Source organism: Haloferax sp. YSSS75 (genome assembly GCF_046764215.1).
In the GTDB taxonomy this organism is placed as follows: Archaea; Halobacteriota; Halobacteria; order Halobacteriales; family Haloferacaceae; genus Haloferax.
The window spans coordinates 1,989,583-2,004,653 of sequence record NZ_CP177206.1 but is presented as its reverse complement, the minus strand read 5'-3'; the positions used below and the strand labels follow the sequence as shown (position 1 = coordinate 2,004,653).

Genomic DNA, 15,071 nt, shown 5'->3' with positions numbered 1-15,071 from the left:
CGACCGCTTTCTCGTCCAGCAGTCGCGCTCGCTGTCGCTGACGAAAAGGTACTTGTCACACTGTTGTGAACTCAGTGATACATGAATTCGCGCGGTATGCCCTCCAGCACTCGCGACGCCGAACGTCGAGAGTCGTCGCTGTCGCCTCCGACACTCGGTCGGCGTGACGCAGTTCGACTCGTCGGGTTGGGGTCGCTCGCCGCTCTCGCCGGGTGTCTCGGTGGGAGCGATAGCACCGCCGACGACTCCCCCGAAGGAACCCAGTTCGACGCCGACTGGCCCACCTACGCCCACGACGACGCCAACACCGCGTTCCTCCACGAAGGCGATGCGGTGTCCGACCCAGTCGTCGAGTACGAAGCGTCGTTCGGGATGCCGACGTGGGAACCGGCGGCCATCGGTTCTGTCGCCTACACCGCCAGCGACCCGATTCACATCGTCGACGCCGCGGCGGGCGAGGAAGTCGAAGTCGTCCCCGGCGACAGGTGGGCGACGCCCGCCGTCCTCGACGGGTCGCTCTATTCGTCCGGTATCACCCACCACGGCCCCCGCCGGATGGGAGTCTATCACGCCGAAACTGGCCGCGACTTTCGCAGCATCGAACTCCCTGCCGCACCGACGACTGCCCCCTCCTTCTCCAACGACCGAGAGACGATGTTTCTCGGCCTCAGGGACGAACAGGTCTGCGCCGTGGACCTGAACGACGCCGAAGTGAAGTGGACCAGAGAACTCTTCGGTGCGGTCAGGCGGCAACTCGCCGTCAATCTCGGTGCTATCTTCGTCGTCACGGAAGGCCAGCGCCTCTACTGCCTCGGCGCCGACGGCAGTGGGTACTGGCAGGCGGCACTCGAAACCGCCGAACCGGTCGCACCCGTCGTCGGCGACGAACGCGTCTACGTCGCCGGGTGGGACCGCATCGCCGCACTGGAACGCCGGAACGGCAGCGTCGTCTGGGAAGACGACGAGGGCGTCCACGAGCGACTCGCGTTCGACGGGGAGCGACTGTACACCTCGAGAGGTGACCTCCGCGCGCTCGACGTGGCCACCGGAGAAGAGCGATGGTCGTACTCACCACGCGAGGGAACGTCGGCAGCGAGCATCGCGGACGACACCGTCTACGTCGGCACCGGCGACGGCAGACTGGTCGCGTTGAAACGAGGTGGGATCGGCGTCGTCGGTGGCCGTGAACGCTGGTCGCTCGAACTCGGCAGCTACGTCGGCCACTCGTTCGCCTGTACCGACAGACGGGTGTTCTGTCCCGTCACGCGCGACGACGGTCTGATGAGTCTCACCGTCGTCGCCGACGCGTCGGTGTCGGGGCAGTCAGTGTCTGGAACGACGGCGACGACAGGAGGTGAAGCGGCGTGAGACTCACCAGACGCGACGCGCTCAGAGTGGTCGGTGCCGGTACGCTCACCGGCCTCGCCGGGTGTCTCAGCGGTGACGACGCCGGTTCGACCGGCGAGGGCCGGGCCGACTGGCCGCACCCCAACTTCTCGGCACAGGGGACGAGTTACAACCCCCGTTCGACCGGCCCGTCCTCGAAACCGAGCGAGGCGTGGGGTGTCGAAGTCGGGGGGTTGGGAGGCACCCGACCGACAGTGTACGAAGACACCGTCTACTACGCGACTGGCAAGACGCTCCGTGCGTTCGACGTCGAGGACGGGACCGAACGCTGGTCGGTGAACGTCGAGTCGAACAGTGGGTTTCGGTCGCCGGTGACTGTCGACGCCGACCACGTCTACATCGGCCAGACCGGCGCGAGAACCGGTGTCCTCGCCTTTACCCACGACGGCGAGGAGGTGTGGCACGCGCCGACCGAATCGAGCGTCTGGGCGCCGATACTGCGTTCGACTCCCGACCAGGACCGCCTCTACGCCGCCGACACCGCCGGCTACGTCTTCAGAATCCGAGCGAGCGACGGGCGAATCGAGTGGCGGACCCGCGTCTTCGGGCCGGCAGTCCGACTGGCGGCACAGTTCGGCGAAGTCGTCGTCGGGACGGAAGGCGGCGAAGTCGTCGCGCTGGACGACGACGGCCCGGGGCGAGAGCCGACTGGGTTGTGGCGAACCAAACTCCCCGGTGGGATTCAGGCACTCGGATACGTGACGAGTAGCGACGTCGTCGCTGGGATGTTCGGTGCGGGCGTCGCTCGTCTTCGTGGCAGCCTCAGAGCGGGGTCGGTGGACTGGCACCGCGACGAGTCGTCACCACATCGGTCTCTCGTTCTCGGCCCGGACCGTGTCTACTCGACGGATGGGAGCGGCATCCACGCCTATGACGACAGCGACGGGTCGCCATCGTGGAAAGCCGACGGCGACTTCTTCGCACCGCCGGCGGGTGCTGGTGATACTATCTTCGTCTCCGATACCAGTGACGACGGCGGTGTCGTCGCCTACGACCGTTCGGGCGGAATCGGCGTCGGGAGTGCGCGACTCGGGAATCATCGCTGGAACTACTCGCTGGAGGGCGGTGCAGTGACGGGGCCGACACCGGCCCACGACTCGGTGTTCGTCGTCGAATCAGGCGGGGAGGACGGGTCGGCGAGATTGGTCGCGTTGCGGGTCGACTGACGGAGAGAAGAGCCCGAAGACGGTTATTCGTCGGGCGCGCCCGAGACGATTTCGACGCCCGAGGAGGCACCGATGCGTTCCGCACCGGCCTCGAACATCGCGAGTGCGTCTTCGTACGAACCGACGCCACCGGATGCCTTCACGGGGAGATACTCCGCCATGAGTTCCACGTCTTCGACAGTCGCGCCGCCGTCGGCGAATCCGGTCGACGTCTTGACGAACGCCGCGTCAGCCTCTTTGGCCGCCTCGCAGGCGCGGTGTTTCTCCTCCTCGGTGAGGAGTGCCGTCTCGATGATGACCTTCACCGGGATGGGGACGGCGGCGACGACTTCCGAGATATCCTCGGTGACGGCCTCGTCTTCGCCGGCTTTGAGTCGGCCGACGTTGATGACCATGTCCAGTTCGTCGGCACCGGCCTTCCACGCGTCCACCGCTTCTTCGTGTTTCGCGGCCGTCGTGTTCTGGCCGTGTGGGAACCCGATGACCGTCGCCAGAAGTACGTCCGGGGCGTAGTCGGCCGCTTCTTCGACGTAGCACGGCGGGATACAGGCGTTCATCCCCCACTCGTCTGCCTCGTCTAAGACGGCTTCCACGTCGGCCATCGTCGTCTCGGGTCCGAGGACCGTGTGGTCGATACGGGGCGCGAGGTCGTCTCGGTTCATATTCGGTGGTGGAGACGGGCACCTAAAGAACGTAAGGCTTTCACGCCGCCCCGTTGGGCCTCCTGCATGGCCATCCTCCCCGAAGGATTCGCGCTTCCCCCACTGCCGTATCTGGTCGTCCTCGTCACCGGTCTCGTCGGCGTCGGCGTCGGCCTGTTCAGACGGCGACCGTCCGTCTCTGCCGAGCACGTTCTCGCGCTCGTCCCCTGGATGGTGTCGGGGTCGGCGTTTCACGTCTTTTTCGTGGTCGGACTGCTTCCGCCAGTCGTCGAACCGTTCGGTGGCACGCCGGCGGTCTATCTCACCGTCGCGATTCTCGCCGGCGTGGCCGTCCTCGGACTCGACGCTTTCGGCGACGCGTCGCCGCGAAACATCGCACTCCCCGGTATCGTCCTCGCGGGCGTCCTCGTCGTCCTCGCGCTCGGGAGCGGACTCGCCGCCGGGACGCTGTCACCCCTCTGGCCCACCGTCGCGCTCGTCGTCGCGGCGCTCGTCACACCGGTCGTGTGGCGTCTCGTCACGCGACTCGACCCCGAGGCGAAAGCGGCGGGGGCGCTCGGCGTCGTCGCCATCTTCGCCCACGCGCTCGATGGCGTCTCTACCGCCATCGGCGTGGACGTCCTCGGATTCGGCGAACGGACGCCACTCTCCCGAATCATCCTCGAAGCTGCGGGTGCGCTTCCGACGGCCGACATCATCGGCGTCGGGTGGCTCTTCGTCCTCGTGAAACTCGCCGTCGCTGGTCTCGTCGTCGCACTCCTCGCCGACTACGTCCGCGAGGAACCCACCGAAGGTGCGGTTCTGTTGGGGTTCGTCGCGGCAGTCGGATTGGGCCCCGGTGTCCACAACCTGCTGTTGTTCACAATCGTCGGTGCCTGACCGGCGGTGAACACGGCCGTTGGCGTTCAGTGCTGTGCAGCCTTTTGGACACGATTCACCGACAGAACGGTCGTCGAGCCGGGAAAGTTATCTGCGCGGCGGAACGATTCTCGGAGACGTATGTCCCGTGTCATCTGCGCCGGTCACCTGAACTGGGACGTCACCCTCCGTGTCGACTCGCTCCCCGACCCTGACGGGGAGGCGACTGTCGAGTCGAGTGTCGGGGCGGGTGGGGGGAGCGCCGCCAACGTCGCCAGCGGACTCGTCGGCCTAGACGTTCCGACGGCACTCCTCGGGAGCGTCGGCGACGACGAACACGGTGCCTCTGCCGTCGCCGAACTCGCGTCGAAAGGGGTCGACTGCCGGTACGTCGTCGACGTCGACGACGGCCCGACGACGGTCAAGTACATCGTCGTCGACGCGGCGGGCGAGGTGTTCGTCCTCGGGGCACCCGGCGTCAACGAGGCGTTCGACGCGGACGACGTGCCCACCGACGCACTCGCCGACGCCGACCACCTCCACCTGACGAGTCAGGCACCCGAGACTGCCGCCGCACTCGCACGCAAGGCCACCGAACTGGGGACGACGGTCAGTTTCGACCCGGGGCGACGCATCGGTGACAGGGGCTACACCGATGCGCTCCGACTGGTCGATTACGTCTTCCTCAACGACCGAGAGGCCGCCACTGCACTGGGCGAAGCGGCCGAGCACAACCATTCAGCTACCGGTGGCAACGGCGGCGCAGTCGGTGACGCACTCGACGAGACGACGCTCGTCGTCAAACACGGCCCGAAGGGAGCGGAGGTCCGCGACGGCGACGAGCGACACGTCCACCCCGGCTATCCGGTCGATGCCGTCGATACGACCGGTGCAGGTGACGCGTTCGCATCTGGCTTTATCGCCGCCCGACTGGCGGGTCGGTCGTACGAACGTGCTCTGGCTATCGCGAACGCCTGCGGGGCGCTCACGGCGGCAGAACCTGGTGCGCGAACCCAACTCTCGTGGCGGCGATTGGACGACTTACTCGAACGCTGACGAGTCGTGTCACGCCGCAGGCAGTTCGTGTCGGCGAGACAGAACAATATTTCGAACCCGACCCCCGCCAATTTTATCCTCACCGTCCGTCGTTCGGAACGATGTTGGAGCAGGTTTCGGCCGTGGTGGCCGCGTTCGTGGCCCTCCCGAACGTCGGCACAGTCGCCGAGCGATTGGCACTCGGTGCTATCGTCGGCTTAGCGGCCGCTGTGGTGATGGACATCCCGATGTGGCGACAGGAGGAGGGCTTCACCCCTGCCTACGTCGCCGCGTCGGTGTTCCGACGGACCGCCCCCGAGAATGTCGACTTCCTCGACGCGAACCTCGTTCATCACCTCGCGGGCATCCTCTCTGGAATCTTCTACGCGGCCGTCTACCTCGTGGCCGACGGAGTCATTCCCGAACTCCCACTGGCCGGAGTCGATTTCGTCCCGCACTTCGTGTCGATGGTCGTCGTCGTGGTGAGTATCAACTTCCTGTTTTCCTACTTCGTCTTGCCGCGTGCGGGACGGGGTATCTACGAAGAACGCGCGACAGCGGTCCGGGGGCAGTGGCTCCGCTCGTCGCTCGTCTTCGGGGCGGCGTTGTTGGTTCTCGGACCCGCACTGTTCGCCGGTATCGCGTGACTGACTCGCCGTCTGCTCTCCGAACCGCGTCGTTTTTGCCCACGACACGAGTGGGTCGACTATGGCGAAACAGCCCCACCTCCTCGTCGAAGAAGGCGACGTAAACGACATCGCACTCATCCCGGGCGACCCGGGGCGCGTCGAGCGCATCGCAAAGCAGTGTGAGAACGTCGAAGAAGTCGCCGAAAACCGCGAGTACAAAGTCGTCAACGCGGAGTACGAGGGCGTCCCGCTGACCATCTCTTCGACCGGTATCGGCTGTCCGTCGGCCGCCATCGCTATCGAGGAACTCTCGCGCGTGGGCGTCGAGACGTTCATCCGCGTCGGTACAATCGGCGCACTGCAGGAGGATATCGAAGTCGGCGACATGATTGTCGCGACGGGTGCCGCCAAAGAAGAAGGCACCTCGAAGCGCTACGAGTCGGAAGTCTACCCGGCCGTCCCCGACTACGACGTGCTCACCTCGCTCGTCGACGCGGCGGAAGCCAACGACGAAGACGTCCACGTCGGCCCCATCGTCTCCGACGACGCGTTCTACAACGAGTCCGACGAGTACGTCGAAGACTGGAACGCAGCGGGTCTCCTCGCTATCGAGATGGAGGCGGCAACCGTCTTCTCGCTCGCTCGCCGAAAGGGCCTCCGCGCCGGTGCTATCTGTACGGTCGATGGTAACCTCGTCGCCGGTACGCAGAAGGGCGCGGACTCCGACGAAGAACTCCCCGAGAAGGCGAAGAACAACGTCGAGCGCGCCATCAGCATCACGCTCGACGCCGTCACTGACCTCGCGTAGAGACACGCAGTGGACATCCGTCACCTTCCGGCCCGCGTCGTCGCGCGCGTCAGCGAACTCTACACGCGAATCCGGCGGGTAGAGCGGCGCGAAGCGGTGGCGTTCGGTCGGTGGATAGAGAACACGAACAATCTCCTCCACCTCACCGTCTTGCTCGTCATCCCGCTTCTCATCGCGGGCGTGACGTTCGTCTCGAACGCGGTGACCACCCTCTCGTTCCTCCTGTTCCCGCCACTGGCGTCGGGGTCTTACACGCTGTTTTCCGACCCCGAAGGACAGTACGCGTCGCCAGTGAAGTTCATCCTCGCACTCACCGCCGGTGCGCTCTGTGGCCTCGTCGCCTACGGGTTCTCCACGTGGGTCTACGGGCCGACGGGGACGACTATCGTCCACCCGTCGTCTGCGGCACTGGCAATCTTTCTCGCCGGTGCCGCCACGTGGGCGCTCGATATCGAGGCACCCTCGGCGTTCTCTACGGCGCTCTTGACGCTCGTCACGGGGGACGTTAACCCCGAAGAGTACGTGGCCAGCATCTTCTTCGCGAGCGTCGTCATCGCCGTCGTGTTCACGGTGTGGCGCGAGGAGTTCTACGAACGCCGTGCGGAGTATCTCTACGGTACCGTCAGCGGCGACGACCACGTGCTCGTCCCGATGCGTGGCGAGACGGCGAACCGAACGGCGTTCTTCGCCGCCAAACTCGCCGCCGCACACGAAGCGGGCAAAGTCGTCCTCCTCGACGTTCTCTCACCCGACCAGACGACGGAGACGGCCGAACCACCGGCGAGTGACGAGAGGGCCGACTCGGAGGACGTCGTCGTCTCGTCGGTGGACGAATCAGACTCCGCGGTCGTCGAATCGAAGTCTGCAGGGGACTCGACTGGTGACCCTGCGGCCGATGCCGCAGTCGAACGCCTCGAATCGTGTGCCCACGACATTCGGACGCGACTGGGGGTGCCCGTCGAAGTCGTCGTCGCGCGTGGTGACCCACTCGCCGCGACTGTCGAGGCGGCGGCAAACACGAACTCGGACCTCGTGGTGACCCCGTACGAAGAAGACCGGGGTCTGCTGTCGGACTACGTCCGCGGCCTCTTCGGTGGCGAGTACGACACGGTGGCGTTTCGGTCGGTGAGCGAGTCGTATCGCTGGCGGCGTATCCTCGTCCTCGTCGCACGGCCTGGCGACGCCGCCCACGGGATGATAGACTTCGCCACCCGCCTCGCCGGCAAGACCGGAAGCGTGAGCGTCACGACGTGTATCGGTGCAGAAGTCGAGCGACGCCCGGCCGAGACGAAACTCGCGAATCTCGTCGAGACGGCAGAGGGCAACATCGAGACGCGCGTCGCACGGACCGAGGTGACGAAGTTCATCGACTCGAACGCCGGCGCGTACGACCTCGTCGTCCTCGGGTCGAGCGGTGAGCGGTCTGCCGCCTCGCGGTTCATCGCGCCACCGACGTTCGAACGAATCAGAGAAATCGACTGCGACGTCGCCGTCTTCGACAGAGGGAACTAGGCGTCCCGGTCCGCGTCACCGGTGCTGCCAGCGTCGTCGGCGTCGTTGGTGCCGTCTGCCTCTTCGACCATATCGTCCGGTTGTTCTCCGAGGAGTCGTTCTTCGACCGTCTCCAGTCCGCTCCCACCGATAGCCGACTCTGCGAGGAAGTGCCCACCGAGTGCGGCGGGACTGATGACCGTGTTCGCGCCTGCGCGCCGGAGTTTCGGTTCGTTCTCGCGTTGGGTCGCCGCCGCGACGATGTGGATGTCGGGGTTGAGTTGTCGGGCCGTCAGGATGGCGAGTGCGTCTTCGGCGTCGTTGTTGGTGGCGACGATGGCCGAGCGCGCGACTTCGACGCGGGCACGTCTGAGCGACTCCTCGTCGCTAGGGTCGGCGGTGAAGACGTCGTACCCGCGGTCAGAGAGACGCTGTGCTCGCTCCGCGTTCGGCGTGATGATGAGCACGTCCGCGCGGTCTTCGAGTTCTTCTAAAATCGGTTCGGTCAGTTCCCCGTGTCCGAGGACGAGGATGTGGTTGTCGAGGAGTTCGAGTTGTGATTCGGTCATACGTCCAAGTGCTTTGGTGAGTCGTGCTTCGATGGCGGGCGTCAGCAGGACACCGAGCGCCACTGCGAAACTCGCGACAGTGACGAGTAGTGCCGACATCCCGAATATCTTCGCCACCGGCGTTCGCGGGGTGATGTCGCCGTATCCGACTGTACTGCCGGTGACGAGCGCGAAGTAGAAGGCGTCGAACAGCGTGTCGATGCCGTTGAACTGTTCGCGGAGGGCGTACGCCCCCGCCGTCGCGTAGGTCTGTGCCCCCGCGATGGCCAAAAACGCCGACAACTGGGTGACGCTCAGGTCGAGGTCACGGTCGAACGCTCGGTAATTCAAGGTGAGGAGGACGAAACTGACGACCGAGAACCCGATGAGTGGTGCTGCGCGTTCGGGCGACTGGATGAGGCCCTGTGCGGCGGAGACGGGGAGGAGAACGACCGACGAATACCACGCCGAGCGGAGGCGACGCCGGAGGCCGTAGACGCTGGCGAGGAGCAAGAATCCAGTGAGTGTGCCTGTGAACCCTGCCGTGATGCGAATCACGTCGGGGACGACAGATGCGAGCACGCCGCCGGTCACGGGAGAACTGATGTTCACGATGCCCGTCGCCGCCGAGAGGATTGCGACGACGAACACCGTCGTAACTGTCATTCGTGGTCCGACCCAGTCGCGTACCGTCACCATGTCGGCCAAAGGTGTGTGTGGCGCACGAAAAAAGGGTTTGAAACCGGCCGATTACGACTCACCGACACAGGCAGTATCAGAGTCAACAGACACCATGGTTCGAGACACTACTCCACACTCCGGCACGCATTTACCTCGGCAGTGAGTGAATGTGGCTATGGCTTCACTCCCCGTCGAAGTCGTCTACGGACTCTACTTCGGCATTCTCACGGGGCTCGTACCCGCCGCCGTCGCGTGGTTGTTCGGGTTCGGGTTCCGCTACGTGACCGGGGTCACTATCCCCGGCCTCGCAGTCGTCGTCTTCAGCGTCGCCATCGCCGGCGCGAGCGGCGGCCTCATGGCACTCACCGACCCGACGATTACGCAGTCTGACAATCAGGTCCGACTCACCGTCGCGCTGTTGGTCGTGTTGATGGGCGCGCTCTACGCGCACAATCGTGGTGACGCGTTCGCCAACGAAATCCCGCGCAAGATGTCGTTGCGCAAACTCACCGAACGAACCCTCTCGACAGACGTCGTCGAACTCGTCGGCGGGCGCGGACAGGTTCGCGTCACCGTCACGCGCGAAGTCGAAGACATCGAGGGCTACCCACCGGTCCCGTTCGAGGTCAGAAACGGCATCCGTGACGGCGAGTGGACGTTCCCCGCGGACATCCCGCTCGTCGAACTCGAATCGCGGTTCGCCGACCGTCTCCAGACCGACTTCGACCTCGTCGCTGTCGAAGTCGAAATCGACGAACAGGCCCGCGCCACCGTCGCCGCGGCGGCACCGCTCGGCGGCCTCTCGAAACGGCTTCCAGCTGGGAAACGCGCCGTCTCGCTGGACGCACTCGTTCCGACGGGTCTCGCACGGGGTGACGACGTGGTCGTCGCGACGGACGGCGGAACTGTCTCGGCGTCAGTCGTCGGCGTGGCGTCGATGACCGAGAGTATCGACGAGGACGACGACGAGGACGACGACGCACCGAAGACGCAATCGAGAGCGCCCACCGCGACCGGTGGCGAAGGACGCGTCACAATCGCAGTCGACAGAACCGACGTGGAGACGCTGCTCGGGAGCGACGTGAAGCAGTTCGTCGTCGAATCACGCGGCGTCCGTCGTGAGTTCGAACTCGTCTCCCTCCTCCGACGTGCAGGGACGCGATTCTCGCGGCTTACGGTCGGCGAAGAGAGCCCGCTCGACGGGGTGACGCTCGGCGACGTGGGCGTCCGCGACGCCTACGGTGTCGCCGTCCTCGCGGTCCGTCACGGCGGGTCGTGGACGATTGCCCCGCGAGGGGACCAGGACGTCTCGGCCGGTGACACGGTGTACGCCGTCGGGTCTCGGACCGAACTCGCCGCGTTCGAGGGGGCCATCGCATGATGGCGACAGTTCCGGTCGACTTCCTCCTCTCGGTCGTTGGTCAGACATCGCTCCCGCCGGTGAGCGACCCGCTCGTCAGAAACGTCCTCCGGGTCATCGGCCTCGTCGTCGGTGCGTTCCTCGCCTCCAGTGTCGCAGCGCTCCTGTATCGGTGGTACACCCGAGAGGACATTCCACGGGCGCTCGCCGTCCTCTTCGGCGCATCGGTCGTCGCGCTCTATCTGAACACCGTCGGTCTGTTCGGTGACTTCGTCACCGGCACCGACACGGCCGTCTTCCAACTGGAGACGGTACTCTTCAACACGACGGCGCTGGCGGGTGCGGCACTCGTCTCCCCCGTCGGCCGTCTCGCGGGTGACCGCCTCGCAACCGACGTGTTCGCCGTCACCGGCGCGAAGGAACTCGACGCCGACGTGAGTCGACTCGTCCGGACTGTCGGTCGGGTGACGTCGGTGACGCTCCCCGAGGAAATCGGCGATATCGAGGCGTACGACCCAGTCTCGGAGACCATCAAGGCGCAGTTGGCCGGGAAGACGCTGCTCTTCCCGCGCCGACTCGACGAGGCCGGACTCCGAACCCGACTCGTCGAGCGCATCAAAGACGACCACGGCGTCGGCCACGTCGACGTCGATTTCGAAGACGGAGACGTGTCGTATCTCGCGCTGGGGAGTCGCGCGGCAGGGCTGGGGCCGACGCTCTCGCCGGGAACTGTCGCCCTCGCAGTCCGTGGCGACCCGGGTCCCGGTGCGGCCGCTGGCGACCCGGTGCAGGTGTGGACCACTCCGTCTGTCGCGGCCGAAGAACCTGTCGACACGTCCACTGACGGCGGGCCGACGAGTCAGACCGGAAACGGCCACAGCGGGTCGAAACCGACTCGCGTCGCTCTCGGTGAACTTCGAGGCGTCGCGGACGACGTTACGACCATCGCACTCGACGAGGAAGACGCAGACCGACTGTCGGGTGCCGACGAGTATCGCCTCGTCACGCTCCCAGCAGACCCGCGAGTCGACAGAGAGTTCGCGTCGCTCCTGCGGAACGCCGACGAGACGATGGCGGTTATCACGGTCCAACCGGAGTCGGCACTCGACGGGCGAGTCGTCGCCGACGTGGATACGACTGTCGTCGCCATCCGGCCGGCCAGCGGGTCCATCGATGCCATCCCCACCCGAGAGTCCGAGCTACGCGCTGGTGACACGCTCTACGTCGTCGGCCGACCGGAAGTGCTCCGGAAAGTCGAACGACGGGCGTCGAGTGACGAAAGCCGACCCGACGGGGGCGACGAGGATGGTCCGGAACGCGGTGCCGGCGGGTCCGGCGACAGCGCTGACACCGGAGAGACGGCCTCCGAATCCAACGCGTCGGCGACCCGGTCCGGGGCGCAATCCTCATGAGCACCGAGCGAGGAGACCATAGCATGGAGTGGAAACTGTTCGCTGACCTCGCAGAGGTTGCGGGTGTCCGAACCGTCCGCGTCGACGTCTCCGGTGACGCGACTATCGGTGACGCACTCGACGCACTCGTCGGGTCGCACCCGTCGCTCGAATCGCGGGTGTTTGCCGAGGACGGCGAGTTGTACGACCACATCAACGTCCTGCGAAACGGCGAGAACGCGGCCCTCGACGACGATGCCGAGACGGGTGACGAACTCGCGCTCTTCCCGCCGGTGAGCGGCGGGTAGACGACGATACTCGCTGCTTACCGCATCGCGTCTGAGCGGACGTTCGGATTCTCTCGAACGAAGTCGACTAACTCCGAGACGTAGGACTCGAACGCCGGCGGTTCGATGCCGGTCCCAGCGAGGTGTGTCCGTGCGTTCCCGCCGACGTACCGTGTCGGGTGCGTGAAGTACGGTAGTGTCTCGGGTTCGATATCGACAATCGCTCTGAGGGCGTCCCAGCGGTTCAGCGCGGACGTGGCGAGACTGGCGGGTGTAGGCGCGTGCAGACCGATTCTGTCTGTCGCGTCGAGGAGCGTGGCGGTGAACTCCCGAATCGTCGGCGGGTTCGGGTCGCACAACTGGTAGGTGACGTTCTCGGACTCGTCGAGTCCCGAGAGGTGGTCGATGGCGTCGACGACGTAATCTCGTGGGACGACGTTCAACTCCGTCGCGTCGGGGTCACCGAGTCTGGGGACGACTGCGACGCGCGGTTGGCGAAGCAACCAGCGAATCAGGTAGTACGGGCCGTCGTACTTCTGTGTCGCACCGGTCCGACTGTCGCCGACGACGATTGCCGGTCGGTAGACGGTGGCCGGAACGTCCTCCGCGTCCATCCGTTCGCGGACGAGCACCTCCGCGCGGAATTTCGTCGCTTCGTAGTGATTGTTGAACGACTGCCCCACGTCGAGGTCGGATTCGGTGAACACGCCGTCGTATCGGCCACTGACGTAGCAGGTGCTGACGTAGTGGAGTCGCTCTGCGTCTGCCGCGTCGGCGAAGTCGAGGACGTGTCGCGTCCCGTCGACGTTGACCGCCTCACCGACGTCTGGTGAGACTGCGAGGTCGTAGACGGCGGCGAGGTGGAACACCTCCTCGACCTGCGACTCGAGGTCGGTCCGCGTCGTCGCCGGCAGACCGAGGTTCGGGTCGGTGATGTCGCCTTCGACGAGCGTCAGCGTCTCGCGCCAGTCCGGGCCGAGCACGTCGGCGGCGCGCGTTTCGGCCGCGTCGCGGTACTGTGGTTGGACGAGGCAGACGATTTCGTCGGTTCGGTCGGTGAGACGTTCGACCAGCGCACTCCCGAGGAACCCGGGGAATCCGGTGAGGAAGACGCTCACGGGAGCACCTCAGAGAGGCGTTTCCAGATGCGAAGTCCGGCTGTCGCACCCGTCGCCCAGAGACGCTTGCCGCGCTTCGGTGGCGACAGGAGGCCGACCCGTTGGGTGGCGACTGTCTGCGACTCGGTGTACTTCAGCAGTCCGTTCCGACCGTGTCGTCGGCCGATGCCGGAGTCTTTCATCCCGCCCATCGGGGCGTCGATAGAGGCCCACGCGGCGGCGTACGCCTCGTTGACGTTGACGGTGCCGGCATCGAGTCGCGCCGCCACCTGTTCACCGCGCTGTGGGCGGGACGTCCAGACACTCGCGTTCAACCCGTAGGCCGAGTCGTTCGCGCGTTCGATTGCTTCGGAGACGCTCTCGACTTCGTACAGGGAGACGACGGGCCCGAACGTCTCTTCGTCGGCGAGCGTCATCTCGGGCGTCACGTCGGTCAGAATCGTCGGTTCGTAGAAGTACGGGCCGAGGTCAGGGCGGGCACGGCCACCAGTGAGAACTGTCGCTCCCTTCTCGACGGCGTCTTCGACGTGAGCATCGACCTTCTCCAGTAACTCACGGTCGAGAAGTGACCCGACGTCGTGGTCGTAATCGTACCCTGCATCGAGCGTGAGTCCGCGCGTCTCCCGAATCAGTGCGTCGCGGAACGCCGTCGCGACGTCTTCGTGGACGTAGATTCGCTCGATAGAGATACACAGTTGCCCGGCGTTGGCGAAACACCCGCGAACCGCGCCGCGAGCGGCTTTCTCGACGTCGGCGTCGTCGAGGACCAACAGTGGGTTCTTGCCACCGAGTTCGAGTGAACAGTCCGTGAGGTGGCGACCAGCGGTTTCGGCGACGATGCGACCGACTTCGGTGCTGCCGGTGAAACTCACGTAGTCGACGTGTTCGACGAGCGGGTCGCCGAGGCGTGGTCCCTCACCGGTGACGACCTGAAACAACTCGTCTGGAAGCCCGCACTCCCGGAGGAGTTCGAGCGCCCACAGCGCCGTAAACGGCGTTCCCTCGTCAGGTTTGAGCACGACGGCGTTCCCCGCGAGCATGGCCGGAATCGACTCGGAGACAGAGAGCGACAGCGGGTAGTTCCACGGAGAGATGACGCCGACGACACCCACCGGGTGGTGGTGTTCGACGGCCTTCGTCAGCAGTGGAATCGCCCCGTTCCGCTGGGTGGACGCGAGTTCGCGTTCGGCGATGCTCGTGTAGTACCGCGCCGTCGCAGCGGCGTCGAGGACTTCTTCGAGTGCGTCTGCCCGCGCCTTTCCCGTCTCGGTCTGAATCACGTCCAACAGGGAGTCACGCTGGTCGAGGAGTGCGTCGTGGAATCGGTGGAAGACGGCGATACGGTCTTCGATGGGCCACGCGGCCCACTCTGCACCGGCCTCTCGGGCCTCCGTGACGGCCGCCACCACGTCGTCGGGGGTACACAGCGGAACCGCCCCGACGACGCTGTCGTCGTACGGGGCGCGAACCGGGAGTTCGGGCCGGTCCGCCTGTGGGGAGACCAGACGAGCGAGTTCGTCGAGTCGACTTCGAGAGACGGGAGCGGAGGGGGCGTCGGTCATATCTCTCCATAGACGGCGGAGGTACTATAGTAGTGATTACACGTCGTGCGAACGAGAGACCGAAAAAA

The 15,071-nt window shown here is 65.6% G+C and carries 14 protein-coding genes; 10 read left to right on the top strand and 4 right to left on the bottom strand.

Annotation, left to right across the window (positions count from 1 at the left end):
• Positions 1–96: 96 nt before the first annotated feature.
• Positions 97–1,368 carry a PQQ-binding-like beta-propeller repeat protein gene (locus ACK3R5_RS10535; protein WP_411966925.1) on the top strand — a complete coding sequence of 424 codons (1,272 nt, stop codon included), beginning with the start codon at positions 97–99 and terminating at the stop codon, positions 1,366–1,368.
• Positions 1,365–2,573: a PQQ-binding-like beta-propeller repeat protein gene (locus ACK3R5_RS10530; protein WP_411966924.1), complete on the top strand. Its 1,209-nt coding sequence runs from the start codon at positions 1,365–1,367 to the stop codon at positions 2,571–2,573. The genes ACK3R5_RS10535 and ACK3R5_RS10530 overlap by 4 nt, the downstream gene beginning before the upstream one ends.
• Before the next feature lie 23 nt (positions 2,574–2,596).
• On the opposite strand, the gene deoC is transcribed toward ACK3R5_RS10530, so the two are convergent.
• Positions 2,597–3,235 (bottom strand): deoxyribose-phosphate aldolase, encoded by a 639-nt coding sequence (gene deoC / locus ACK3R5_RS10525; RefSeq protein ID WP_411964012.1) that lies wholly within the window; start codon positions 3,233–3,235, stop codon positions 2,597–2,599.
• A 66-nt stretch (positions 3,236–3,301) separates the two neighbouring features.
• Here deoC and ACK3R5_RS10520 point away from each other — a divergent pair, with 66 nt between their 5' ends.
• The 5 genes from ACK3R5_RS10520 to ACK3R5_RS10500 all read left to right on the top strand — a co-directional run bounded on the left by ACK3R5_RS10520 (position 3,302) and on the right by ACK3R5_RS10500 (position 8,077).
• On the top strand, positions 3,302–4,114 hold the full coding sequence (locus ACK3R5_RS10520) for a DUF63 family protein (RefSeq protein WP_411966923.1): 813 nt from the start codon (positions 3,302–3,304) through the stop codon (positions 4,112–4,114).
• Positions 4,115–4,234: 120 nt separating this feature from the next.
• Positions 4,235–5,149, top strand: a complete 915-nt coding sequence (locus ACK3R5_RS10515; RefSeq protein ID WP_411966921.1) for a carbohydrate kinase family protein — start codon at positions 4,235–4,237, stop codon at positions 5,147–5,149.
• Between the two features lie 101 nt (positions 5,150–5,250).
• The gene (locus ACK3R5_RS10510; RefSeq protein WP_411966920.1) at positions 5,251–5,775 is read left to right on the top strand and encodes a hypothetical protein; all 525 of its coding nucleotides are present in this window, start codon (positions 5,251–5,253) and stop codon (positions 5,773–5,775) included.
• Between the two features lie 61 nt (positions 5,776–5,836).
• Positions 5,837–6,565 (top strand): nucleoside phosphorylase, encoded by a 729-nt coding sequence (locus ACK3R5_RS10505; protein WP_411964008.1) that lies wholly within the window; start codon positions 5,837–5,839, stop codon positions 6,563–6,565.
• Positions 6,566–6,574: 9 nt separating this feature from the next.
• Entirely contained in the window at positions 6,575–8,077 is a 1,503-nt protein-coding gene (locus ACK3R5_RS10500; RefSeq protein WP_411966919.1) for an HPP family protein, read from the top strand.
• Here ACK3R5_RS10500 and ACK3R5_RS10495 read toward each other — a convergent pair.
• Positions 8,074–9,303, bottom strand: coding sequence for an NAD-binding protein (locus tag ACK3R5_RS10495; protein WP_411964006.1), 1,230 nt, complete (start codon positions 9,301–9,303; stop codon positions 8,074–8,076). The two genes, ACK3R5_RS10500 and ACK3R5_RS10495, sit on opposite strands and share 4 nt — an antisense overlap.
• A gap of 157 nt (positions 9,304–9,460) precedes the next feature.
• Here ACK3R5_RS10495 and ACK3R5_RS10490 point away from each other — a divergent pair, with 157 nt between their 5' ends.
• Genes ACK3R5_RS10490 through ACK3R5_RS10480 form a run of 3 tightly spaced genes read left to right on the top strand, consistent with a single transcriptional unit; the run spans position 9,461 to position 12,344 of the window.
• The gene (locus ACK3R5_RS10490) at positions 9,461–10,666 is read left to right on the top strand and encodes a potassium channel family protein (RefSeq protein WP_411966918.1); all 1,206 of its coding nucleotides are present in this window, start codon (positions 9,461–9,463) and stop codon (positions 10,664–10,666) included.
• On the top strand, positions 10,666–12,057 hold the full coding sequence (locus tag ACK3R5_RS10485; RefSeq protein ID WP_411966917.1) for a TrkA C-terminal domain-containing protein: 1,392 nt from the start codon (positions 10,666–10,668) through the stop codon (positions 12,055–12,057). Before ACK3R5_RS10490 ends, ACK3R5_RS10485 begins: the two co-directional genes overlap by 1 nt.
• Positions 12,058–12,080: 23 nt before the next feature.
• Entirely contained in the window at positions 12,081–12,344 is a 264-nt protein-coding gene (locus ACK3R5_RS10480; protein ID WP_411964003.1) for a ubiquitin-like small modifier protein 1, read from the top strand.
• A gap of 17 nt (positions 12,345–12,361) precedes the next feature.
• On the opposite strand, the gene ACK3R5_RS10475 is transcribed toward ACK3R5_RS10480, so the two are convergent.
• Both ACK3R5_RS10475 and ACK3R5_RS10470 read right to left on the bottom strand, forming a co-directional pair.
• On the bottom strand, positions 12,362–13,441 hold the full coding sequence (locus tag ACK3R5_RS10475) for an SDR family oxidoreductase (protein WP_411966916.1): 1,080 nt from the start codon (positions 13,439–13,441) through the stop codon (positions 12,362–12,364).
• Positions 13,438–15,003 (bottom strand): succinic semialdehyde dehydrogenase, encoded by a 1,566-nt coding sequence (locus tag ACK3R5_RS10470; RefSeq protein ID WP_411966915.1) that lies wholly within the window; start codon positions 15,001–15,003, stop codon positions 13,438–13,440. Before ACK3R5_RS10470 ends, ACK3R5_RS10475 begins: the two co-directional genes overlap by 4 nt.
• Positions 15,004–15,071: the final 68 nt, after the last annotated feature.

Bases quoted from the DNA above. Each gene is read 5' to 3' on its own strand.
- ACK3R5_RS10535 (WP_411966925.1), top strand. From the start codon at position 97: ATGCCCTCCAGCACTCGCGACGCCGAACGTCGAGAGTCGTCGCTGTCG.
- deoC (WP_411964012.1), bottom strand. From the start codon at position 3,235: ATGAACCGAGACGACCTCGCGCCCCGTATCGACCACACGGTCCTCGGA.
- ACK3R5_RS10520 (WP_411966923.1), top strand. From the start codon at position 3,302: ATGGCCATCCTCCCCGAAGGATTCGCGCTTCCCCCACTGCCGTATCTG.
- ACK3R5_RS10515 (WP_411966921.1), top strand. From the start codon at position 4,235: ATGTCCCGTGTCATCTGCGCCGGTCACCTGAACTGGGACGTCACCCTC.
- ACK3R5_RS10510 (WP_411966920.1), top strand. From the start codon at position 5,251: ATGTTGGAGCAGGTTTCGGCCGTGGTGGCCGCGTTCGTGGCCCTCCCG.
- ACK3R5_RS10505 (WP_411964008.1), top strand. From the start codon at position 5,837: ATGGCGAAACAGCCCCACCTCCTCGTCGAAGAAGGCGACGTAAACGAC.
- ACK3R5_RS10495 (WP_411964006.1), bottom strand. From the start codon at position 9,303: ATGGTGACGGTACGCGACTGGGTCGGACCACGAATGACAGTTACGACG.
- ACK3R5_RS10490 (WP_411966918.1), top strand. From the start codon at position 9,461: ATGGCTTCACTCCCCGTCGAAGTCGTCTACGGACTCTACTTCGGCATT.
- ACK3R5_RS10485 (WP_411966917.1), top strand. From the start codon at position 10,666: ATGGCGACAGTTCCGGTCGACTTCCTCCTCTCGGTCGTTGGTCAGACA.
- ACK3R5_RS10480 (WP_411964003.1), top strand. From the start codon at position 12,081: ATGGAGTGGAAACTGTTCGCTGACCTCGCAGAGGTTGCGGGTGTCCGA.
- ACK3R5_RS10470 (WP_411966915.1), bottom strand. From the start codon at position 15,003: ATGACCGACGCCCCCTCCGCTCCCGTCTCTCGAAGTCGACTCGACGAA.